19 protein-coding genes are annotated in these 22,495 nt (G+C 71.7%); 8 read left to right on the top strand and 11 right to left on the bottom strand.

Going from position 1 to position 22,495, the window contains the following annotated elements; translation table 11 throughout:
- Positions 1–28: 28 nt before the first annotated feature.
- On the bottom strand, positions 29–253 hold the full coding sequence (locus D3218_RS14070; protein WP_119540727.1) for a hypervirulence associated TUDOR domain-containing protein: 225 nt from the start codon (positions 251–253) through the stop codon (positions 29–31).
- A 168-nt stretch (positions 254–421) separates the two neighbouring features.
- On the opposite strand from D3218_RS14070, the gene D3218_RS14065 reads away from it, so the two are divergent.
- On the top strand, positions 422–1,462 hold the full coding sequence (locus tag D3218_RS14065; RefSeq protein WP_119540726.1) for a DNA topoisomerase IB: 1,041 nt from the start codon (positions 422–424) through the stop codon (positions 1,460–1,462).
- Here the strand turns inward: D3218_RS14065 and D3218_RS14060 are convergent.
- From D3218_RS14060 to D3218_RS14040, 5 genes are all read right to left on the bottom strand, one after another.
- Complete coding sequence (locus D3218_RS14060; RefSeq protein WP_119540725.1) at positions 1,428–2,330, bottom strand: patatin-like phospholipase family protein; 903 nt, start codon at positions 2,328–2,330, stop codon at positions 1,428–1,430. The genes D3218_RS14065 and D3218_RS14060 overlap by 35 nt on opposite strands.
- 9 nt (positions 2,331–2,339) lie before the next feature.
- On the bottom strand, positions 2,340–3,671 hold the full coding sequence (locus D3218_RS14055) for a M16 family metallopeptidase (RefSeq protein WP_119540724.1): 1,332 nt from the start codon (positions 3,669–3,671) through the stop codon (positions 2,340–2,342).
- A gap of 26 nt (positions 3,672–3,697) precedes the next feature.
- A complete protein-coding gene (locus D3218_RS14050) occupies positions 3,698–5,236 on the bottom strand; it encodes a M16 family metallopeptidase (protein WP_119540723.1) in 1,539 nt (512 codons plus the stop codon).
- A 95-nt stretch (positions 5,237–5,331) separates the two neighbouring features.
- Positions 5,332–5,889: a 16S rRNA (guanine(966)-N(2))-methyltransferase RsmD gene (gene rsmD, locus D3218_RS14045; protein ID WP_119540722.1), complete on the bottom strand. Its 558-nt coding sequence runs from the start codon at positions 5,887–5,889 to the stop codon at positions 5,332–5,334.
- 12 nt (positions 5,890–5,901) lie between these two features.
- Complete coding sequence (locus D3218_RS14040) at positions 5,902–8,019, bottom strand: pseudouridine synthase (RefSeq protein WP_168990529.1); 2,118 nt, start codon at positions 8,017–8,019, stop codon at positions 5,902–5,904.
- 86 nt (positions 8,020–8,105) lie between these two features.
- On the opposite strand from D3218_RS14040, the gene D3218_RS14035 reads away from it, so the two are divergent.
- Positions 8,106–8,537 (top strand): nucleoside deaminase, encoded by a 432-nt coding sequence (locus D3218_RS14035; RefSeq protein WP_119540721.1) that lies wholly within the window; start codon positions 8,106–8,108, stop codon positions 8,535–8,537.
- Between the two features lie 7 nt (positions 8,538–8,544).
- Here D3218_RS14035 and D3218_RS14030 read toward each other — a convergent pair whose 3' ends face one another.
- The 4 genes from D3218_RS14030 to D3218_RS14015 form a co-directional block, all read right to left on the bottom strand.
- Positions 8,545–9,216 carry a hypothetical protein gene (locus D3218_RS14030; RefSeq protein ID WP_119540720.1) on the bottom strand — a complete coding sequence of 224 codons (672 nt, stop codon included), beginning with the start codon at positions 9,214–9,216 and terminating at the stop codon, positions 8,545–8,547.
- Between the two features lie 176 nt (positions 9,217–9,392).
- Complete coding sequence (gene ileS, locus D3218_RS14025) at positions 9,393–12,434, bottom strand: isoleucine--tRNA ligase (protein ID WP_119540719.1); 3,042 nt, start codon at positions 12,432–12,434, stop codon at positions 9,393–9,395.
- A 280-nt stretch (positions 12,435–12,714) separates the two neighbouring features.
- Positions 12,715–13,710: a bifunctional riboflavin kinase/FAD synthetase gene (locus tag D3218_RS14020; protein ID WP_119540718.1), complete on the bottom strand. Its 996-nt coding sequence runs from the start codon at positions 13,708–13,710 to the stop codon at positions 12,715–12,717.
- Positions 13,707–14,609 carry a TIGR01459 family HAD-type hydrolase gene (locus D3218_RS14015; protein WP_245415048.1) on the bottom strand — a complete coding sequence of 301 codons (903 nt, stop codon included), beginning with the start codon at positions 14,607–14,609 and terminating at the stop codon, positions 13,707–13,709. The genes D3218_RS14020 and D3218_RS14015 overlap by 4 nt, the downstream gene beginning before the upstream one ends.
- A gap of 198 nt (positions 14,610–14,807) precedes the next feature.
- Between D3218_RS14015 and groES the strand changes: the two genes are divergently transcribed.
- The 5 genes from groES to fumC all read left to right on the top strand — a co-directional run bounded on the left by groES (position 14,808) and on the right by fumC (position 19,673).
- Positions 14,808–15,104 carry a co-chaperone GroES gene (groES, locus tag D3218_RS14010; RefSeq protein WP_019996686.1) on the top strand — a complete coding sequence of 99 codons (297 nt, stop codon included), beginning with the start codon at positions 14,808–14,810 and terminating at the stop codon, positions 15,102–15,104.
- 77 nt (positions 15,105–15,181) lie between these two features.
- A complete protein-coding gene (gene groL / locus D3218_RS14005; protein WP_119540716.1) occupies positions 15,182–16,825 on the top strand; it encodes a chaperonin GroEL in 1,644 nt (547 codons plus the stop codon).
- 257 nt (positions 16,826–17,082) lie between these two features.
- The gene (locus tag D3218_RS14000; protein ID WP_119540715.1) at positions 17,083–17,853 is read left to right on the top strand and encodes a sulfite exporter TauE/SafE family protein; all 771 of its coding nucleotides are present in this window, start codon (positions 17,083–17,085) and stop codon (positions 17,851–17,853) included.
- A 92-nt stretch (positions 17,854–17,945) separates the two neighbouring features.
- Entirely contained in the window at positions 17,946–18,140 is a 195-nt protein-coding gene (locus tag D3218_RS13995; protein ID WP_119540714.1) for a CsbD family protein, read from the top strand.
- Positions 18,141–18,281: 141 nt separating this feature from the next.
- Positions 18,282–19,673 (top strand): class II fumarate hydratase, encoded by a 1,392-nt coding sequence (gene fumC, locus D3218_RS13990; RefSeq protein WP_119540713.1) that lies wholly within the window; start codon positions 18,282–18,284, stop codon positions 19,671–19,673.
- 104 nt (positions 19,674–19,777) lie between these two features.
- Here fumC and D3218_RS13985 read toward each other — a convergent pair whose 3' ends face one another.
- On the bottom strand, positions 19,778–21,763 hold the full coding sequence (locus D3218_RS13985; protein WP_210209681.1) for a BCCT family transporter: 1,986 nt from the start codon (positions 21,761–21,763) through the stop codon (positions 19,778–19,780).
- Between the two features lie 288 nt (positions 21,764–22,051).
- Here D3218_RS13985 and D3218_RS13980 point away from each other — a divergent pair, with 288 nt between their 5' ends.
- The gene (locus D3218_RS13980) at positions 22,052–22,438 is read left to right on the top strand and encodes a DoxX family protein (protein ID WP_119540711.1); all 387 of its coding nucleotides are present in this window, start codon (positions 22,052–22,054) and stop codon (positions 22,436–22,438) included.
- Positions 22,439–22,495: the final 57 nt, after the last annotated feature.

Raw genomic sequence — 22,495 nt, 5'->3', positions numbered from 1 at the left:
GCGCCGACGCCGGCCGGGCGCGCCGCGCTCAGTGCGCGGCCTTCTTGTGCACCTCGCTGTCGCTCTTCAGCGCCTTGCCGCCGTTCGTCGACTTCACGAGATAGGCGGGCTCGTCCTTGGAGGCGTTGCGGGTGATCGACTTGCCCTTGATCTTGCGCGTCACCTTGTCGGTGAAGCGCTGCTCGACCTTGCCCTCGGCCTTGCCCTTGCCCCAGGACCATTCGACCTTGTCGCCCTTGGAAACCGTGCTCATCACCGGTTCTCCCCGATACGTTTCGATGGCGGCCCAACGGCGGGGCGGCCCCCGCGTTCCGCGTCGCGGCGGCCCGTCCACGGGCATTCGGCCGCACCCCACCCTGCCGGAACCGGCGCGCGCGGGCCGGCGTTTCCACGGCCCGACGCCAGTGGTGAACCCCGGTCCATGAACAAGCGCCTCGACTTCCACGCCGAACGGTTCGGACTGACCATCGTCGATCCGGCGGAGTTCGGCGTGGAGCTGCACCCGCACGGGCGCGGCCAGCGCATCTGCTTCACCAACGGCGAGACGATCACCGACAAGGTGCTGAAGGCGCGGGTCAAGGCGTTGGTGCTGCCGCCCGCCTGGCGCGACGTGAAGATCTGCGTCGAGGAGAACGGACACATCCAGGCGACGGGCCGCGACGAGAAGGGCCGCCTCCAGTATCGCTACCACGACGACTGGGTGAACGTGCGCAACGCGGTGAAGACCGAGCGCCTGCTGCGCTTCGGGCGGGCGCTGCCCAAGCTGCGGCGGCGTATCGCGCGCGACCTCAAGCGCCAGGGCACCGACCGGCGCGGAACCGCCGCCGTGGCCGCCCGGCTGATCGACGTCGCCGCCATGCGCCCCGGCCACGAGAAATACGCCAAGGACGGCGGGCGCGGGGTCGCGTCGCTACGGCGCGAGAACCTGAAGATCGCCAAGAAGCGCGCGGTGCTCAAGTTCGTGGGCAAGTCCAACAAGGCCCATGTCATCGAGGTCGTGGAGCCGGCGCTGGTGCGCTCGCTCGACCGGATGCGCCGCGAGCGCGGCGCCAAGCGCCTGTTCCGCTTCCGCGAGAAGGGCGAGCCTCCCCGGGACCTGACGGCCAACCTCCTCAACGAGTACCTGAGGGACTCGTCGGGCAAGAAGGTGTCGGCCAAGGACTTCCGCACCTTCCACGGCTCCGCCGAGGCGCTGCGCTTCCTGCTGGAGGAGGTGCCGGCCGAGAAGGCGGACACGCAGGCCAAGCGCAAGCGCGCGGTAGCCAAGGCGATGAAGGCGGTGTCCGTGCTCCTGCGCAACACGCCCACGGTGGCGCGCGCGTCCTATGTGCACCCGGAGATCGTCGCCGCCTTCGAGGGGGAGCGCCTGCCCGCCGACCTGATGCGCGGGCGCACGCGCGAGGGTCTGACGCGGGTCGAGACCGGGCTCATGCGGTTTCTGGAGGAAACCGCGACCCACTAGCCGCGCGGCCCTCCAGCGCCTCGCCGAGCCGCCGCTTCACCTCCTCGCGCACGCCATGCGTCTCGCGCAGGATCGTGCGCGCCCGCAGGAAATCGAGCACCCGGTAGGACGAGACCGGCGGCCGGATCAGGACGTCGGGCGTCGCGCAGGCGAGCTTGGCGCGCACCACCGCGCCCATCATCAGCTGCGAGGCGCCCAGCATCGTCTCGACCGGCGTCGGCAGCGGCAGGGCTCCGCGCTCTGGGCCGCCCGTGACGTCGGAGGCGACCACCACCGCGCAGGACGGGTCGAACACGTCGAAGGGCAGAGGGTTGGTGATGCCCCCGTCCACCAGCACCAGCCCGTCGCGGCGCACGGGGCGGAAGATCGCCGGCAGGGCGGCTGAGGCGCCGAGCGCGCTCGCCAGGTCGCCGCTGCGGATCGGCCATTCGCGCCCGCCGTAGAAGTCGGTCGCGATCACGGCGAGCGGGACGCCGAGATCCTCGAAGCGGGCCGGCATGCCGGGCGGCAGGAAGGCGGCGACGACCCGCTCGGCGTTGAGCTGGCCGAGCCGGAAGCCGCCTTCGGCGCGGAACTCGGCGAGCGTCGGCGGGCGGGTGCGCCACAGGGTGCCGAAGGCGCCGCGCGGGCTGGCCAGGACGGCGAGCACGTGGTCCTCGATCGCCGCGGCGCCGAGGCCGCTGGCGGCGCCCGCGCCCACGATCGCCCCGATCGAGGTGCCGGCGATGCGGGCGGGCCGCAGGCCCAGATCCTCGAAGGCGGCGAGCACGTGGAGATGGGCGAGCCCGCGCGCGCCCCCGCCGCCGAGCGCCAGCCCGATCGACGCTTCGGGCGCCGAGGACGCGGGCGCCGGGTCGCGCGGGATCACCCCTCGTCCTCAGGCGTCGGCGGGGCCCACCGTGATGACGGTCGGGTCCACCGACATCAGCCGCTTGGCCACGGCCTTCACCTCGTCCAGCGTCACCGCGTCGATCAGGCCCTGGCGCCGCTCGATATAGTCGGTGCCGAGGTCGTCGAGCTGGATGCCCACCAGGGTCGAGGCGATCGACAGGGAGGACGACAGGTTCTGCACCGCGTAGGAGCCTTTGACGAAGGCCTTGGCACGGTCGAGCTCCTCCTGCGTCGGCCCCTGGTCGGCCATGCGCTTCAGCTCGGCGCGGATGATGTCGATGCTCTCCTTGGCCTTGTCGGCGCGCGTCGCGGTGGCGCCCGCCAGCATGGCGGCGTGGTCGTAGTTGGTCAGGTACGAGCCGGCGCCGTAGGCGAGACCCCGCTTCTCGCGGATCTCCTTGTAGAGGCGCGAATCGAACGTGCCGCCCCCCAGGATGTGGTTGGCGAGATAGGCGGCGAAGAAGTCGGGGCTGTCGCGCTTGACGCCCGGCAGGGCGAACTGGATCTGCGTCTGCGGCAGGGCGAGCGCCACGTCGTCGCGCTGGCCCGTCACCGGTTGCACGTCGGGCACCGGCACGAGGTCCGCCTTCTCGCGCAGCGGGAGGAAGATCTCGTCCAGCCGCGTCTTCAGCGTCGCCTCGTCGATCGCGCCGACGACGCCCACCACGAGGTTGTCGCGCCCGAAGGTCTTCCCCCGGAACGCGCGCAGGTCGTCGGCCGTCACCGTGCGCAGCGTGTCCACCGTGCCATCCGCGGGCCGCGAATAGGGGTGGCCGGGAAACACGGTGCTCCGGAAGGCCTTGGCCGCCAGCGTGCCGGGGTCCTGCTCGTTGCCGACGATGCCGGCTGCGATCTGGCCGCGGATGCGCTCCACGGGCTCCTGGTCGAAGCGCGGCTCGTTGACGGCCAGGCGCAGGAGGTCGAAGGCCGCGTCCTCGTTCTCCACGATGGTGCGGAAGTTGCCCGAGAAGTTGTCGTAGCTGGAATCGAACGAGAGCGAGACGCCGAGCTCGTCCAGCTTGGACTGGAAGGCGGCGCTGTCGATGTCGCCCGCCCCCTCGTCCAGGAGGCCGGACAGGAGGTTGGCGGTTCCTTCCTTGCCGGCGGGGTCCTGCGTCGAGCCGGCGCCCTTGAAGGCGAAGCGCATGGCGATCAGCGGGTTGGTGTAGTCCTCCACCAGGAGGGCGTGGATGCCGCCGGGGCTGGTGACCTCCTTGATCTCCACCGCCTGGGCGGTGGCGGCGAGGCCGAGGGACAGGCCGGCGACGAGGCCGAACACGGCGGTGGCGCGGCGGAAGGGCGTGGAGAGCGCGTTCATGGGTGCGGATCCGTGTTCGCGGGAGGTCAGGAGCGGGTGTCGCCGGGGACGGGCGCGCCGTCGGCGGGGCCGACCGCGCCCGCCGCCTCGGGCGATCCGGCCGGGGCCTTGGCCTCGGCGCTGCTCTCGGCGCCCGCCGGCAGGAGGTAGCCGGTGACCGACCGTTTCGGCTGGAGATACTTCTTGGCCGCCGCGTCGACCTCGGCCACCGTGACCGCCTCGATCCGCTGTGGCCAGGCTTCCACGTCCTCGATCGTGCGGCCGGTGGACAGAGCCGCGCCGTAGCGCCGGGCCATGGAGGTCTGGTTGTCGCGCTGGTAGATCAGCGCCTTGCGCACCCGGTTCTTGGCGGCCTCGAGCTCGGCCTCGGTCACCCCGTCGCGGGCGATCCGCTCGACCTCGGCGTTCACCGCCTTCTCGACCTGGTCGAGCGTGGCGTCGCCCCGCGGCGTGCCGTAGGTCATGAACTGGCCGTCGTCCAGCGCCGTGCCCTGGTAGTAGGCGCCGGTGCCGGCGGCGATCCCCTGATCCACGACCAGCGCGCGGTAGAGCCGGCTCGTGGTGCCGCCGCCCAGGATGTCGGCCAGGAGGTCGAGCGCCTCGGACTCGCCCGGCTGGCCGTCGTTGTCGGAGGGCACGAGCCAGGTGGTCTGGACGCTCGGCTGGGTGACGCGCGCGTCGGTGAGGGTCACCGTGCGGGCGGCCAGGGGCTCGGGCTCCTGCGGGCGCACGCGCGGACCGGGATCGGCGCGGCGCGGCACCTTGCCGAAGGTCTCCTCGGCATAGGCCTTGACCTGGTCCAGCGTCACGTCGCCGGCGATCAGGAGGGTGGCGTTGTTGGGCGTGTAGAAGCGGTCGTAGAAGGCGATGGCGTCCTGCCTCGACAGCTTCTCCATCTCGTTGCGCCAGCCGATCACCGGCGTGCCGTAGGGATGGTTCTGGAACAGGGCGGCGTCCACGGCCTCCGAGAGCTGGGCCCCCGGCTCGTTGTCGATCCGCATGCGGCGCTCCTCGAGGATCACGTCGCGCTCGGGCAGCACCACCTCGTCGGTCAGAACGAGGTTCTCCATGCGGTCGGCCTCGAAGCCCATCATCTCCTTCAGGGCCTCCACCGGCACCTGCTGGTAGTAGGCGGTGTAGTCGTAGGAGGTGAAGGCGTTCTCCTCGCCCCCGATCGCGGCGACGGCGGCCGAGAACTCGCCCTGCGCGTGCGTCTTGGTGCCCTTGAACATCAGGTGCTCGAGGAAGTGGGCGATGCCGGACACGCCCTTGGGCTCGTCGGCCGAGCCCACCTTGTACCAGATCATCTGCGTGGCGATCGGCGCCCGGTGATCGGGCAGGACCACCACCTGCAGCCCGTTGTCGAGCGTGAAGCTCTCGATCGCGGGGCGCAGCGCCTCGGCCTTGGCGGCGGCCGCCTCGCCGGCGGGGCTCGCGGCGGCGGCGCCCGCCGGGGCGGTGGGCTGCGCGGCGGATTGCGGGGCGGACTGCGCGAGGGCGGGGGCGGACAGCGCGATCGCCAGGGCGATCGCCGATACGCCGGCACGTCGGATCGGGAATCTCATCGAGGCGGGTGTCCTTGGGCTCGGATGTCCGGTTCGTCCCGGGATATGGCGGAGCGCGAGGAAAGGCACCAATTACGATTTTGTAAGGGCCGACCTCAGGGCGCGCGCCGCAGGAAGCGCAGCCGCGTCTCCCCCATCGCGCGCTCCTCCACGAGGTCCAGGCCGCCGACGGGCTCGAACGGCGCCTCCAGCGCCTCCTCCAGCACCACTAGCGCGCCCGGCGCCAGCCAGCCGCCGGCCAGCGCGCCGCACAAGGCGGCCTCGCCCAGCCGCCGCCCGTAGGGCGGATCGGCGAGCACGAGGTCGAAGGGCTCGATCGTCCCGGCCGCGCCGAGGCGCGTGGCGTCGCGACGCAGGATCTTGGTGCGCCCGCCGAGGCCGAAGGCCTCGATATTGGTGCGGATCAGCCCGCGCCCCTCGACGCTCTCCTCCACGAACACCCCGTAGCGGCAGCCGCGCGACATCGCCTCCAGCCCCAGCGCGCCGGTGCCGGCGAAGAGGTCGAGCACGCGCGCCTCCGCGAGCCGAGCGCCGAGCCCGTGGGCCAGGATGTCGAACAGAGCGCCGCGATGGCGCTCGGAGGTCGGGCGGATCGCGCTGCCCGTGGGTGTGGCGAGCGGGCGCCCCTTGAGGGCGCCCGCCACGATGCGCATGGCCACGCGCGCTCAGCCCTTGCGCGGGCCGGAGCGGGGACCGGAACGAGGGCCTGGGCGTGGGCCGTCGCCCTTCGGCCGGAACGGCCGGTCGCCCGAGCGCGGGCGCTCCTCGCCCGGCCCGCGTCCCTCCGAACGGGGCGGGCGCGCGCCCTCCTCCTCGCGCCGCCGGGCGCGCTCCTCGCGCGCGGCCTTGGTCTTCTCGCCCACCGCCCGCGCGCCGGGCGCCATCCAGACGTTGGCGGTGCGCTTGGGCGCGGAGGCCGGGCGACGCGCCGGACGCTCCGCCCCGTCCGCGCCCTCGCGGGGGGGCTTGTCGCCGAAGGCGCGCGGCTTGCGGTCCGCGAACGGCTTGTCGCCGCGCTTCTCGAAGGACCGGCCCTCGCGCTCGCCGCGCGGGGCGCGGGTGTCGAGCCGGCCGAGCGCCTCGTCGCGCTTGGCCATGCCGAACTTCTTGCGGTTGGGGCGGGCGGCCTCGGGGGAGTTGCTGACCCAGTCGCTCTTGCCCGCGCCGGCGGTCCGGGGCGCGTCCTCGCCCTCGTCCGCCCGCTGGCGGCCCGCCACCACCGGCTTGTTGGAGAACGGGTTGACGATCGGCGCGTCGAAGTCGGCGCCCGCCTCCTCGATCAGGGAGGGCCCGAGCTGGTCGCGCAGCATGCGGCCCTTGATCTCCTGCACGGCGCCCTCGGCCAGCTCGCCGAGCTGGAACGGCCCGAAGGAGAGGCGGATCAACCGGTTCACGTCGAGCCCGAGATGGCCGAGAACGCGCTTCACCTCGCGGTTCTTGCCCTCGCGCAGGCCGACCGTCAGCCAGACGTTGGAGCCTTGCGTCCGGTCCAGCGAGGCCTCGATGGCACCGTAGAAGACGCCCTCGATCGCGATGCCCTGGCGCAGCTCGTCGAGCTTCTCCTGCGTGACCTCGCCGTGGGCGCGCACGCGGTAGCGCCGCAGCCAGCCGGTGGAGGGCAGCTCCAGGATGCGCGCGAGCCCGCCGTCGTTGGTGAGGAGCAGGAGGCCCTCGGTGTTGATGTCGAGACGGCCCACCGTCAGCACGCGCGGCATGTCGCCGGGCAGGCGGTCGAACACGGTGGGGCGCCCTTCCGGGTCGCGGTTGGTGGTCACGAGGCCGGCCGGCTTGTGGAACAGCCAGAGCCGCGTGCGCTCGATCGGCGGCAGCGGCTTGCCGTCGATCTCGATCCGGTCGGCGGTGGTGACGTCCACGGCCGGGCTGTCGAGGCGCTTGCCGTTGAGGCTCACGCGCCCATCGGCGATCATGCCCTCCGCGTCGCGGCGCGAGGCGATGCCGGCGCGCGCGAGGCGCTTGGCGATGCGCATCGTGCCGGGCGCGCCGTCCTCGCCCTCCGCTTCGGGCCGATCCGCGCGGGGCCGGGCCGGCCGGTCGCCCGCAGCGCGGGTCCGGCGTTCGGCGCCCGTATCGTCGTGGCTGAGGCGGCCATAGGAACGCGGACGCTCGGTGCCCTCGCCCTCGCCCCTGGCGCCGGCATGCGAGACCATCCCCCGCGAGCGCGGCGTGAAGGTCTTGTCGCCGTCGCCGCGCGGCGGACGCTCGCCCCCTTCGGCGCGCTCGGCGCGGGGCTTGAAGGCGCGAGGCGCCCGCTCGCCACCCTCGTTGCGGTCGCGGAAGGGCCGGTCGCCGCGCGGCGGACGCTCGCTCCCTTCGCCGCGTTCGGCGCGGGGCTTGAAGGAACGCGTGGGGCGCTCGCCGCCCTCCTGCCGCTCGCCGCCTTCGGCCCGGTCGCGGAAGGGCTTGAAGCCGCGGGCGGGACGCTCGCCACCCTCGTTGCGGTCGGCCCGGGGCTTGAAGGCGCGCGCCGGGCGATCGCCCTGCGGGCCGCCTTCCGCGCGCGGGCGGAACGGCTTGGCGCCGAAGCGCTTGGGCGCGCCTGAGCGCTCCGTGCGCGCCTCGCCCTCGGCGCCTTCCGTGCGCTCGCCACGCGGCCGGAAGGGGCGCTCCGGGCGATCGCCGCCCGAGCCGCCGGGCCGCTTGCCCTTGAAGCCGGGCTTGCCGCCGCGCGGGCCGGAGCCGCTCTTGGGGCCGCCCCTGGTGCCGCCCGGACCGCGGCCCGCGCCGCCACGGCCCGAACGGCCGCCCTGGTTCTCGTCGCTCATCTTTTCGCTATGCCTTGTGTTCCTGGGCACGCATACCAAACTCCCGCCGATCAAACGAGGGGAAGCCTGTGTCGCGCTTGAATTCCATGGACGACGCGCTCGCCGAGGCGCGGGCCGCCGCCGCGCGGGGCGAGACGCCGGTGGGCGCGGTGGTGGTGCTGGACGGCGCGGTGATCGGCCGGGGCGGCAACGAGACGCGCGCGCTCCGCGACCCGACGGCCCATGCCGAGATCCTGGCGATCCGGCGCGCCTGCGAGGCGGTCGGCTCGGAACGGCTGGTGGGGGCGGACCTCTACGTGACGCTGGAGCCCTGCGCCATGTGCGCGGCGGCGATCTCCTTCGCCCGCATCCGCCGGCTGTATTTCGGGGCCGGCGACCCCAAGGGCGGCGCCGTGGAGAACGGCGGGCGCTTCTACGGGCAGGCCACCTGCCACCATGCGCCGGAGGTGTATTCGGGGATCGGCGAGCGAGACGCGGCCGCGCTCCTGCGCGACTTCTTCCGCGCCCGCCGCGACTGAGCCGGGATCAGAACGGCCAGAGGTTCTTGAGCTTGGAGCCGACCGTGGTGGTGCCGCCGGCGCGGCGCTGCTTGACGTCCTCGTCGACGCCCTGGTCGCCCACGGGCGCCGTGGCGGCCGGCTGGCGATAGGTCAGCGGCGGCTCGGACAGGTAGCGGCGCTGGTTCGGGTCGCCCTGCCGCCCGATGCGGGAGCGCTCGTTGGCGGCCACGCGCTGGCCCGCCATCGCCTTGGCGGAGATCCAGCTTCCCTCCAGCTCGGTCCGCCGGCCCACGGTGGAGCCGACGCTGGCCGTCTCGCGCTCCATGCCCTCCTTGTCGGCGGTCATGAAACCGACCGGAAGGGCGCTGTCGCTGCCGTCGGGCGCGGCGGCCCGGAGGCGGGCGCGGCGCTGCTCGGGCGATTCGGGCCAGTTCGCGTCCGCCACGGCGGTCGCGCCGTCGCGCGGGGGCGGCAACGCGTCGCGCTTGGGCGACTTCACGAGTTCGGGACGAGGCGAATAATCGACGCGGGTCCGGTTGGTGGAGCCGAGCGTCAGGATGCCGTCGAGGTCGTTGAAGAGCTGCTGGCCCTGGCTGGTCCCCGTGCCGTAGGTGGGCCCCATGCAGCCGGTCAGCGCCGCGGCGGCGGCGCCGATGGCCAGCAGTCGCAGGCCTGCGCGAACGGTGGTGTGTGTCATGCCGGGCCAATCCCCTTTCGTGCGACCGCGCGTTCCGAACCGGTCGCGCGGGACCCCTCCCCCGCGCCTTTACCCAGCACATTCCGGCGAATTTACGAAGAGCTTCTAGGCGAGAGCGCCACGCGAGTCCAGAAAGGTGACGATCCGGTTGACGCGGGGCGCCCTTTCCCCACCGATCAGGCGGCCATCGCCTCCGCCTTGAGCTCGCGCAGCGCGTCGGCGTCGCGCGGGGTCACGTCCGGGTAGTCCGGGTCGGAGCCCACCAGCGGCGAAACCTTCCATGAGCGGGCGCACTTCGCGCCGGCGGCCCGCGCCGGCACCACGGCGACGCCCGGCGTGTCGGCGAGCGCGAAGGCACCCTCCGGCGCCGGCTCGCCCGACAGGGCGATGTCGCTGGTGATGGCGATCTCGGCGAGGTCGATCCCGCCCAGCAGCGCGCGCAGCGCGGCGTCGGCCACGTGCACCACCGGCGCGGCCTCCAGCGAGGAGCCGATACGCTTGGCCCGCCGCTCCTCCTCCAGCGCCCCGGTGACCACGCGGCGCACGCGCCGGATCTGCCGCCAGCGATCGGCCAGGGCCTCGTCGGTCCAGGCCGGGTCGCAGGCGCGGAACTGTTCCAGATGCACGGAGCGGGCCTCGGGATGGCGGCTCAGCCAGGCCTCCTCCATGGTGAAGGGCAGGAGCGGCGCCAGCCAGGTCACCAGCCGGTCGAACAGGAGGCGCACCACCTGGAGCGCCGCGCGGCGGCGCACCGAGGACGGCGCGTCGCAATAGAGCGCGTCCTTGCGGATGTCGAAGTAGAAGGCCGAGAGCTCCACCACCATGAAGTCGAGCAGCGTACGGGCGATGCGCTTGAAGTCGAAGGCGTCGTAGCTCTTCAGCACCACGGCCTCGATCTCGGCCAGCCGGTGCAGCATCAGCCGCTCCAGCTCGGGCATCTGCGCGAGCGGCACCTCCTCGCCCCGGTCGTGGTGCAGCGTGCCCAGCATCCAGCGGATCGTGTTGCGCAGCTTGCGATAGGCGTCGACATTGGTCTGGAGGATCGTCTTGCCGAGGCGCAGGTCCTCCGAATAGTCGGACGACACGACCCACAGGCGCAGGATGTCGGCGCCCGACTGCGCGATCACCTCCTGCGGCGTGACGACGTTGCCGAGGGACTTCGACATCTTGCGCCCCTCCTCGTCCATCACGAAGCCGTGCGTCAGCACCGCGTCGTAGGGCGCGCGGCCGCGCGTACCGCACGATTCCAGGAGCGAGGAGTGGAACCAGCCGCGATGCTGGTCGGAGCCCTCGAGGTAGAGGTCGGCCGGCCATTTCAGGTCGGGCCGCCGCTCCAGGCAGAAGGCGTGGGTGCAGCCGGAATCGAACCACACGTCGAGGATGTCGCGCACCATGGTCCAGCGCAACGCGTCGTGGCCGTTGCCCAGGAACCGCTCCTTGGCGCCGGCCGCGAACCAAGCGTCGGCGCCCTCCTTCGCGAAGGCCTCGGTGATGCGCGCGTTGACCGCCTCGTCCTTCAGCACCTCGCCGTTCTCGTCCACGAAGACGCAGATCGGCACGCCCCAGGCGCGCTGGCGCGAGAGCACCCAGTCCGGCCGGTCGGCGATCATGCCGCGCAGCCGGTTCTGCCCGGAGGCCGGCACGAAGCGCGTCTCGTCGATCGCGCGGAGCGCGCGATCGCGAAGCGTGTCGCCGCCCGTGGTCGCCGCGCCGTCGAGCCCGTAGCCGTCGAGGTCCTTGTCCATGTGGACGAACCATTGCGGCGTGTTGCGGAAGATCACCGGCTTCTTGGAACGCCAGGAATGGGGGTAGGAATGCTTGAGGCGGCCGCGCGCCAGGAGCCGGCCGGCCGCCACCAGCGCGTCGATCACGCGCTTGTTCGCGTCGCCCTTCTTGCCCTTGTCGTCGATGACCCGCGCGGCTCCCCCGTCGGCGTCCGGCCCGAAGCCCGGCGCGTCGCGGGTGTAGAAGCCGTCGTCGTCCACCGGGAAGGGGATCGCGGTGTCGAGGCCGCGCGCCTCCAGCTCGCGGCGCGCGTCGATCCAGGCGTCGAAGTCCTCGCGGCCATGGCTCGGCGCGGTATGGACGAAGCCGGTGCCGGCGTCGTCGGTCACATGGTCGCCCGCCAGGAGCGGCACGGCGAAGTCGTAGCCGCCGCCCAGACCTTTCAGCGGATGGGCGCAGGTCGCGCCGGCCAGATCGGCCTCGGACACGTCGCGCAGGCGGCGGAAGCCGCCCTCCGGCACGCGCGCCTTGGCGAAGGCGTCGGCGGCCAACGCGTCGGCCAGCACCAGGCGCTCGCCCTGCCCCGCCCAGCGCGGATTGTCCGCGTCGTCGGGCGCCGTCACCTCGTAGAGCCCGTAGGCGACGCGAGCGGAATAGGCCACCGCCCGGTTGCCCGGGATCGTCCAGGGCGTGGTGGTCCAGATCACGACGCTGGCGCCGTCCAGCGGCCCGACGTCGGGCGCGCCGGCCTTCGGGAAGCCCGAGACGCCCCCGCTGAAGGCCGGCGTGAAGCCGCCGGCGGAGCGCAGCGGGAACTTCACCCAGATCGTGTCGGACTCGTAGTCCTGGTACTCGACCTCGGCCTCGGCCAGCGCGGTCTTCTCCACCACCGACCACATCACCGGCTTCGAGCCGCGATAGAGCTGGCCGCTCATGGCGAACTTCAGCAGCTCTCCCGCGATCACCGCCTCGGCCTCGTAGGCCATCGTCAGATACGGGTCCTTGAAGTCGCCCTCGACGCCCAGGCGCCGGAACTCGCGGGACTGCTCCCCGACCCAGTGCGCGGCGTAGTCGCGGCACTCGCGACGGAAGGCGATCATCGCCGAGGAGTCCAGGAGGTCGGGTTTCGTCCGGCCCTTGGCGCGGTAGTTCTCCTCCTCGATCTTCCACTCGATCGGCAGGCCGTGGCAGTCCCAGCCGGGCACGTAGTTGGAATCGTATCCGCGCATCTGGAACGAGCGGGTGATGACGTCCTTCAGCACCTTGTTCAGCGCGTGGCCGATGTGGAGATGGCCGTTGGCGTAGGGCGGGCCGTCGTGGAGCACGTATTTCGGCCGGCCGGCCGATTCGGCGCGCAGCGTGCCGTAGAGGTCCATCTCGTCCCAGCGCGCGATCCACTTCGGCTCGGCGTCGGGAAGCCCGGCGCGCATCGGAAACGCCGTTTCGGGCAGGAACAGGGTCTTGGAATAGTCGGTCTCGGGGCGATCGGTCATGGCGGCGAAACTCTTCGGGTCTGCGCAGCGGCGCGGGCGCCTCCGCGGGGAGGCCGGGCGCGCGGCGGCAAGAAAGGGGCAAGGGGCTCCGGACCGGCGGCGGTCCGTGCGCGGCATGTCGTCCCGGCTCCGGCGGCGCCTGTCAGCGCCGGCGCGGAACCGGGCGGCTAATTCGCGCCGGGGCCCGCGCAGGGGCGCCGCGCGGCGGAGCGGCCGTTCTGTCCATGGCCGCTCTCTACCAAACGGACCGTCCGGCTTCCAAGGACTTTTCGCGACGCCCTCAAAACGCGACGGCGGCGTCCAGCGGCGACAGGGGGCGAGCGCCGGCCAGGAGCGCCCGCGCCTCGCGGGCGTCGACGTCCATGCGCGCCACCAGCGCCTCGGCCGAATCGAAGCGTTCCTCGCCGCGCACGAAGCCGAACAGCGAGACCGACACCGGCTCGCCGTAGAGATCGCCCGAGAAGTCGAACAGGAAGGTCTCGAACAGGGCCGCGCCGTTGTCGAAGGTCGGGCGGCGGCCGTAGCTCGCCACGCCGTCGTGCAGCGAGCCGTCGGCGCGGCGCAGGCGCACGGCATAGATGCCGTGGGCGAGCAGCCCGTCGTCGGGCAGCGCCATGTTGGCCGTCGGGTAGCCGAGCGTGCGCCCGAGCTTGGCGCCGTGGCCGATCGCGCCCTCCACCGTCCATCGGTAGCCGAGGAGCGCGGCGGCGGCGGCCACGTCCCCGTTCATCAGGTCCTCTCGCACGCGGCTGGAGGAGACGACGTTGCCGCCCTCGTCCAGGAACGGCGCCACGCAGGTGACCGCGATGCCGAGTTCGGCGCCGCGCGCGCGCAGGAAGTCGACGTCGCCCTGCCGCCGGGCGCCGAAGCGGAAGTCGTGGCCCACCACGAGATGGCGCGCGCCCAGATCGCGGTGCAGCGTGTCGGCCACGAAGGCCTCGGCGGGATGGGCGGCGAAGGCGGTGTCGAAGGGCTGCTCCACCACCGCGTCGACGCCCAGGTTCGCGAAGAGGCGCGCCTTGAGCGGCGCCGGCGTGAGGCGCGGCACGGGGTGCTGCGGGCGGAACACGGTGCGCGGATGCGGCTCGAAGGTCAGCACGAGGCGCGGCACGCCGTCCCCGGCCAGCTCGGACAGGGTCTCCACCACCGCCTGGTGCCCCCGGTGGACGCCGTCGAAATTGCCGATCGCGACCACGCCGCCGCGCAGCGCCGGCTGCAGGGCGCCGGCGCCCGGCACGCGCGTTCCCGTCCCCGTCCCCGTCCCCGTCCCCGTCATCGCAGCGCGGGCATGACGAAGCGCGCGCCGACGCCCCGGCGCTCGAGCTCGTCGCCCAGGCGCCCGGCGTCGCCCACCACGCCCGCGAGCTCGTCGCGGTGGATGCCGTGCGAGACGAACAGGCAGTCGGCCCCGTGGTCGTTGGCGCCGCGCACGTCGGTCATCAGCCCGTCGCCGATGCACAGGACGCGCGCGTCCTCGGCCACCGCGCGCCGGGCGACGGCGTAGATCGGCGCGTGCGGCTTGCCGGCAAGATGCACCGTGCCGCCCATCTCGGCGTAGAGGGCGGCCACGGCGCCGGCGCAGGGAACGAGCCGGTCGCCGATATGCACCACGATGTCCGGGTTGGCGCAGATCATCGGCAGGCCGCGCGCCCGGAGACGCTCCAGGAGCGGGCGATAGGTTTCCGGATCCTCCGCGCGGTCGTCGAAGAGGCCGGTGCACACGATCGCCTCGGCCGCGGTCTCGCCCTCCAGCACCAGGCCGAGCCCGGCGAAGATGTCGAGGTCGCGCTCCGGTCCGATGTGGAGCACGTGGCGCGAGCCGGCTTCGATCATGGCGCGCGTCGCGTCGCCCGAGGTCACGATGGCGTCGAAGGCCTCGCGGGTGACGCCGAGCGCCGCGATCTGGCGCTCCACGCCGTCCGCCAGGCGCGGCGAGTTGGTCAGGAGCACCACACGGAGGCCCGCGGCGCGCGCGCGCGCCAGCGCCGCCACGGCCGGCGCGTAGGCCGCCACGCCGTCGTGGACCACGCCCCACACGTCGCAGAACAGCGCGTCGTAGCCGGGCAGGACCTCGTCGAGGCGATCGATCGCGCGCAGGGCGCCCTGGGTCATCCGGTAGCTCCGACTGGTGTCCGACAGGCCCCCGCGATACTGGAGCGCGTGGGGCGCGGTCAAGCGAGCGGCGGGACCGGACGGTCGGGGCCCGGAACGCGCCGGAGCTTGCGCGGGGCTGGCGCCGCCCTTGACATCCACGGGGCCGTTCGCCTATCTCACCGCCCGTTAGCACTCGGCCAGATCGAGTGCCAGAAATCCGGAACGGGTGCGCCCCGGCGGCCCGTTTCCCCATCAAGCCTTTGAGAAGGTTCGACTGAGATGGCCAATGTGAACTTCCGCCCCCTGCATGACCGCGTCGTCGTGCGGCGCGTCGAGTCCGAGAGCAAGACCGCCGGCGGGATCATCATTCCGGACACCGCCAAGGAGAAGCCGCAGGAAGGCGAGATCGTGGCGGTCGGCGCCGGCGCGCGCGACGAGACCGGCAAGGTCAACCCGCTGGAGGTGAAGGCCGGCGACCGCATCCTGTTCGGCAAGTGGTCCGGCACCGAGATCAAGCTCGGCGGCGAGGACCTCCTGATCATGAAGGAATCCGACATCCTCGGGATCGTCGGCTGACCTGATCGCCCCACCCCTTTCCTTTCTTCCATTGATACGGCGCGAGGCTCCCCGAGCCGCGCCGAGGAGACGAGACCATGGCACCCAAGGACGTGAAGTTCGGTCGTGACGCCCGCGAGCGCATGCTGCGCGGCGTCGACATCCTCGCCGACGCGGTGAAGGTCACGCTCGGCCCCAAGGGCCGCAACGTCGTGATCGACAAGTCGTTCGGCGCCCCGCGGATCACCAAGGACGGCGTGTCCGTCGCCAAGGAGATCGAGCTGGAGGACAAGTTCGAGAACATGGGCGCCCAGATGGTGCGCGAAGTGGCCTCGAAGACCAACGACAAGGCCGGCGACGGCACCACCACCGCGACCGTGCTCGCCCAGGCGATCGTCCGCGAGGGCGCCAAGGCGGTGGCCGCCGGCATGAACCCGATGGACGTCAAGCGCGGCATCGACCAGGCGGTGGCCAAGGTCGTCGAGTCGCTGGTCGCCTCGGCCCGCAAGATCGAGACCTCCGACGAGGTCGCCCAGGTCGGCACCATCTCCGCCAACGGCGAGAAGGAAATCGGCCAGATGATCGCCTCGGCGATGCAGAAGGTCGGCAACGAGGGTGTGATCACCGTCGAGGAAGCCAAGACCGCCGAGACCGAGCTCGAGGTCGTCGAGGGCATGCAGTTCGACCGCGGCTACCTGTCGCCGTACTTCGTGACCAACGCCGAGAAGATGGTGGCCGACCTCGAGGACGCCTACATCCTCCTGCACGAGAAGAAGCTCTCCAACCTTCAGGCGATGCTCCCGGTCCTCGAGGCCGTGGTGCAGTCGAGCCGTCCGCTCGTGATCATCGCCGAGGACGTCGAGGGCGAGGCGCTCGCCACGCTGGTGGTCAACAAGCTGCGCGGCGGCCTGAAGATCGCCGCCGTCAAGGCGCCGGGCTTCGGCGATCGCCGCAAGGCGATGCTCGAGGACATCGCGATCCTCACCGGCGGCCAGGTGATCTCCGAGGACCTCGGCATCAAGCTCGAGAACGTCACGCTCGACATGCTCGGCCGCGCCAAGAAGGTCTCCATCACCAAGGAGAACACCACCATCGTCGACGGCTCGGGCGAGGGTGAGGGCATCAAGGCCCGCGTCTCGCAGATCAAGCAGCAGATCGAGGAGACCACCTCGGACTACGACCGCGAGAAGCTCCAGGAGCGCCTGGCCAAGCTCGCGGGCGGCGTCGCGGTGATCCGCGTCGGCGGCTCGACCGAGGTCGAGGTCAAGGAGAAGAAGGACCGCGTGGACGACGCGCTCAACGCGACCCGCGCGGCCGTGGAAGAGGGCATCGTGGCCGGCGGCGGCGTGGCTCTGCTGCGCGCCTCCAACGCCGTGGACCTCAAGGGCGAGAACGCCGACCAGGACGCCGGCATCGCCATCGTGCGCCGCGCGCTCCAGGCCCCGATCCGTCAGATCGTCCAGAACGCGGGCGGCGAAGGCTCGATCGTGGTGGGCAAGCTGCTCGAGAACGGCTCGGCCACCTTCGGCTACAACGCCCAGACCGCCGAGTACGGCGACATGATCCAGGCCGGCATCGTCGACCCGGTCAAGGTCGTGCGCTCCGCGCTGCAGGACGCGGCGTCGGTCGCGGGTCTCCTGGTCACCACCGAAGCCATGATCTCCGAGGCCCCCAAGAAGGACTCGGGCGCGCCGGCGATGCCGGGCGGCGGCATGGGCGGCATGGGCGGCATGGACTTCTAAGTCCGGCCCGCTCTCCAGAGCGAACCGACAAGGGCCCGGCGGAGCGATCCGCCGGGCCTTTTCGCGTGCGCCCGCGGGACGGCTCGGGGATCGCCCCTTCCCGCACCGGGGTCCGTCGCGCCGGTTTCCCGCCCGCGCGGCGACGATTTGCACGGGCCTGTGCATTGCCACCCGCCTGCCGGGGCCCCAATAAGCCAGGACGAGACGGGGCGGGCGAGAGCCTGCCCCCGTCGCAGACGAGGTCGCGGGGGCGGTTCTTGAGCGAGTTCTTCATCTTCTTCTTCGTGGGGGCGCTGGCCCAGCTCGTGGACGGTGCTCTGGGCATGGCCTACGGCGTGATCTCCTCCACGGTGCTGCTCGGCTTCGGCGTGCCGCCCTCGGTGGCCTCGGCGTCGGTGCACACGGCCGAGCTCTTCACCACGGCGGCCTCCGGCACCGCGCACATCGCCAACCGCAACATCGACTGGCGGCTGTTCTGGCGCCTCGTGCCGTTCGGCGTCCTGGGCGGGGTTCTGGGCACCTACGTCCTCACCTCGGTGGACGGCTCCACCATCCGTCCCTTCGTGGCGGCCTATCTCGGGATCATCGGCGTGATGCTGACCTTGCGCTCGTTCCGCAAGATGCCGCGCGCGCAGACGCCGATCCGCCTCGTGCCCCCGCTCGGCGCGGCGGGCGGGTTCCTCGACGCGGTGGGCGGCGGCGGCTGGGGGCCGATCGTCACCTCGGGCCTGCTCGGCGCCGGCGGCCAGCCGCGCTACGTGATCGGCACGGTGAACTCGGCCGAGTTCCTGGTCACCCTCGCGGTCTCGCTGTCGTTCCTGTTCGCGCTGGTCACCGGCCACTGGGAGGAGGCGGGCGACCTGTCGGACCACGCCCTGTCGGTGCTCGGCCTAATCGCGGGCGGCGTGCTCGCCGCGCCGCTGGCGGGCTACGCGGTGCGCCGGATCCCCGAGCGGCTGCTTCTGCGCCTCGTCGGCCTGCTGATCTGCGTCCTGTGCGTGCAGCAGATCGTCGCGCTTCTTACATAATTGTAATCCGGCCCCAGGAACCGATTTCGACGCGCCCCGTTTTTCAGCCGACGTCAGCGAACGCTGACCCATCAACGAGCGGAGCGAACACCATGGTCGACAAGAATCAGGTTCAGGGCGGCGCGAAGGAAATCGGCGGCAAGATCAAGGAGACGGCCGGCAAGGTGGTCGGCAACGAGCGTCTCCAGGCGGAAGGCATGGCGGACCAGGCCGAGGGCAAGACCCAGAAGAACTACGGCAAGGTCAAGGACGCCATGAAGGACGAGATCGGCCTGAAGAAGCACTGACGGCGATACAATCGTTTGAGTGGGAGAAGCCGGCCGCCAGGCCGGCTTTTTCGTGCGCGCAGCGGTTTCTCGCGCCCGCGCGGCATGGTAACCGCGCCCCTGACGGCCCGGCGTTGCGCGGGCGGCTTCGAGGGGAATGCGATGACCAGCACCAGGCGCGAGACCGATTCCATCGGCGCGATCGACGTGGCCACCGACCGCTACTGGGGCGCCCAGACCGAGCGCTCGCTCCACAACTTCCGCATCGGCACCGACCGGCAGCCGATCGCCGTGATCCACGCGCTGGCGACCGTCAAGAAGGCCGCCGCCCGCGTCAACCAGGGCTACGGCAAGCTCGACGCCCGGATCGCCGACGCGATCGTGGCGGCGGCCGACGAGGTGATCTCCGGCCGGCTCGACGAGCATTTCCCGCTGGTGGTCTACCAGACCGGCTCGGGCACCCAGACCAACATGAACGTCAACGAGGTGATCTCCAACCGGGCGATCGAGCAGCTCGGCGGCGAGATGGGGTCCAAGAAGCCGGTCCACCCCAACGACCACGTCAACATGGGCCAGTCGTCCAACGACGTGTTCCCGACCGCGATCCACGTCGCCGTCGCGATCGAGGCGACGGCCCGCGTCCTGCCGGCGATCGACAAGCTCCACGACGCGCTCGACGCCAAGGCCAAGGCCTTCGACCACATCATCAAGATCGGCCGCACCCACACCCAGGACGCGACGCCGATCACCCTCGGCCAGGAGTTCTCGGGCTACGCCGCAGCCTTGAAGCTGGGCAAGCGGCGCATCGAGCAGGCCATCGAGGACGTCTACGCCCTGGCGCAGGGCGGCACGGCGGTCGGCACCGGGCTCAACGCACCGGTCGGCTTCGACCGGAAGATCGCCGACGAGATCGCCGGGCTCACCGGCCTGCCCTTCCGCACGGCGGAGAACAAGTTCGAGGCGCTCGCCTCGCACGGGGCCCTCGCCTTCTTCCACGGCAGCCTCAACGCGCTGGCGACCGACCTGTTCAAGATCGCCAACGACATCCGCTTCCTCGGCTCGGGCCCGCGCTCGGGCCTCGGCGAGCTGTCGCTGCCCGAGAACGAGCCCGGGTCCTCGATCATGCCGGGCAAGGTGAACCCGACCCAGGCCGAGGCCCTCACCATGGTGGCCGCCGAGGTGTTCGGCCACGAGACCACCGTGACGGTGGCCGCCTCGCAGGGCCATTTCGAGCTCAACGTCTTCAAGCCGGTGATCGCCAACGCCGTCCTGTCCTCGATCCGGCTCCTCGCCGACGGCATGGATTCGTTCCGCGAGCATTGCGTGGAGGGCATCAAGGCCAACGAGGACCGCATCCGCTCGCTAATGGAGCAGTCGCTGATGCTGGTCACGGCGCTGGCGCCGACCATCGGCTACGACAACGCCGCGACGATCGCCAAGACCGCCCACAAGAAGGGGACGACCCTGCGCGAGGAGGCCCTCGCCTCCGGCCTGGTGTCGGGCGAGGACTACGACCGGATCGTGGATCCGGCGGCGATGACCCGTCCCGGCTGAGCGGAACGGGGACCGACGAACGAGAAAGGGGCCGCCCTCATGCGGCCCCTTTCTCGTTCCGGGCACGACCGGCCGGGGCGAAGCCGCCCCGGCCGGTCGCTCGCTCAGACGCGCGGCTCGGGCGCGGCGGTGAAGAGCTGCGTGCTCTGCGCCTGCGTCAGGAGCTGGTAGCGCTCGAACTGCGCCAGGACGTCCGCAAGGAGGTCGGCCTTGGTGAAGCCCATCACGTCGTAGCCGCGGCTGCCGTCCGAGAAGGTCGTGCGCGCCGACCAGACCATGCGGCGCCGGTCGCGCGAGGCGCGCGTGTCGGCGGCCGAGAAGGCCATGGCGGGCTGCGAGGCGGGCTCGACGCCGTAGACGAAGTTGCGCGTTCCCTCGGCCGGCACGGTAAGCGCGACCTGTCCCGTCTCGCCCGTCTCGAACTCGGCCGCAAGACCCCGACGCAGCAGCTCGTCGCGCACCTCCTCCAGCGCGGGACGCGCCGTCTGGTCGAGGAAGCGCCGGACGTCGCCCCGGTCCGGCTCGTGCAGGATCGCGCCGAGCCGAGCCTGCCAGCTCGTGCCGCGCACGGCCACGGCCGGCTGGGCCTGCCGGTGCTCGGTCAGCCGGGCGACATCCGCCCGCATGCCCCGAAGCAGGCCGAAGGCGAGCAGCAGCAGGATCACCGCGAAGGGCAGCGCCGCGATCAGGGTCATGGTCTGGAGCCCGACCAGCCCGCCCGCGAGCAGCAAGAGCGCGGCCGTCCCGCCCTGCACCACGCACCAGTAGATGCGCTGCCAGACCGGCGTGTCGTCGCCCCCGCCCGAGGCGAGCGAATCCACCACCAGCGAGCCCGAATCGGCCGAGGTGACGAAGAACACGGCGACCAGCAACACGGCGAGCGTCGAGGTCACGCCACTCAGCGGCAGGTATTCCAGGAACTGGAACAGGGCGACGGACAGGTTCTCCTGCACCTCGCGCGAGATTTTGCCGGCCGCCGCCCCCATGTCGAGCGCGATCGCCGAGTTGCCGAACACCGTCATCCAGAAGAACGTGAAGGTGGAGGGCACGAACAGGACGCCCAGCACGAACTCCCGCACCGTGCGCCCGCGCGAGATGCGCGCGATGAACATGCCGACGAACGGCGACCAGGAGATCCACCACGCCCAGTAGAACAGCGTCCAGTCGCTGATCCAGGCGCGCGGCTCGTAGGCGTAGAGCGTGAAGGTGCGCGGCAGGAGGTCGTCGAGATAGGCGCCGATGTTCTGGACGAACGCCTTGAATAGGAAGATCGTCGGCCCCACCGCCAGCACGAACAGCATGAGGAGGATGGCGATCACCAGATTGCCCTCCGACAGGCGCCGCACGCCCACGTCGAGCCCGGTCACCACCGACACGGTGGCCGCGCCCATCACGGCGACGATCAGAAGGATCTGCACCCAGGGCGCCTCGGGAACGCCGAGGAGGTGGTGGAGCCCGGCGTTCATCTGCAGGACGCCGAGGCCGAGCGAGGTGGCGATGCCGAACACCGTTCCGCAGATGGCGAACACGTCCACCGCATGGCCGATCGGCCCGTCGATCCGCTCGCGGATCAGCGGATAGAAGCCCGATCGGATCGTCAGCGGCAGGTTGTAGCGGAACGAGAAGTAGGCGAGCGACAGGCCCACCACGGCATACACGGCCCAGGCGTGCAGCCCCCAGTGGAAATAGGTGAACTCCATCGCCTGCCGGGCGGCCACGATCGTGCGCGGCTCCGCCTCGGGCGGCACCGAATAGTGCAGAACCGGCTCGGCCACGGCATAGAACATCAGGCCGATGCCCATGCCGGCGGCGAACAGCATGGCGAGCCACGAGGCGTAGGGATAGTCGGGCTCGGCGTCGTCCGGACCGAGCTTCAGCCGGCCGAAGCGGCTCAGCGCGAAGAACAGAACGGCGAACAGGAGGATGCCCACCGTCAGGAGGTAGAACCAGCCGAACGTGTCAAGCACGAAGGCCTGGACGGCGCCGAAGATGCGTTCGGCGTCGGCGGGAAACAGCACTCCGACCAGAACCAGGGCGGCAATGATGCCGCTGGCCGGAAAGAACACGAGCGGACGAATTTGGGTGGTCATGAAGTCCTGGAAGTCTTTGATTTGCATACGGTTGCGCGGAGCGCCGACCGGTGCGGGCCCGCACCGGTCGGCGCTCCGGCTCGACCCGACCACAACCTAGGGCAACGGGCGCCCGATCCAACCCGCGAGACCGTCCCGAGGGGTCGATTGTCGCATATCTTCTGCCCAATCGGCTCGATTGGTCTGCTCCACGTTGACGATCAGTCGTGCGTGGCAGGCCTATGCCTGCGTGCGCGGTTCGGTCACAACAGGGCCATCGCGACAACCCCATCCGCAACGGAGCCTTCCATGAACCCCGCAGTGCTTCTCGTCGGCCGCGCCCTCCTGGCGATCCTCTTCATCGTGTCCGGCTTCGGCAAGCTCACCGGCGCGGCCGGCTTCGCCGGCTATCTCGGCAGCCTCGGCATTCCGGGCGGCGTCGCCATGGCCTACCTCGTGGGCGCGCTGGAGTTCTTCGGCGGCCTCGCCGTCCTGGTCGGCTTCCAGACCCGGATCGTCGCCTACGTCCTGGCCGTGTTCACGGTCGGCACGATCCTCACCGCGCACATGGGCGACGCCACCGCGGCGATGAAGAACCTGTCCATCGTCGGCGGTTTCCTGATCCTCGGCGCGGTGGGCGCCGGTGCCTATTCGGTGGACGCGCGCGCGGGCACGGGCACGCCGGCGCGCGCCTGAGCGACGCGGCACCCGGACGGACATCGCGGCGGCCGCCCCTCGGGGCGGCCGTTTTCG

Source organism: Aureimonas flava (assembly GCF_003583935.1).
Taxonomy (GTDB): domain Bacteria; phylum Pseudomonadota; class Alphaproteobacteria; order Rhizobiales; family Rhizobiaceae; genus Aureimonas; species Aureimonas flava.
This window is presented reverse-complemented; position numbering and strand designations above follow the sequence as displayed.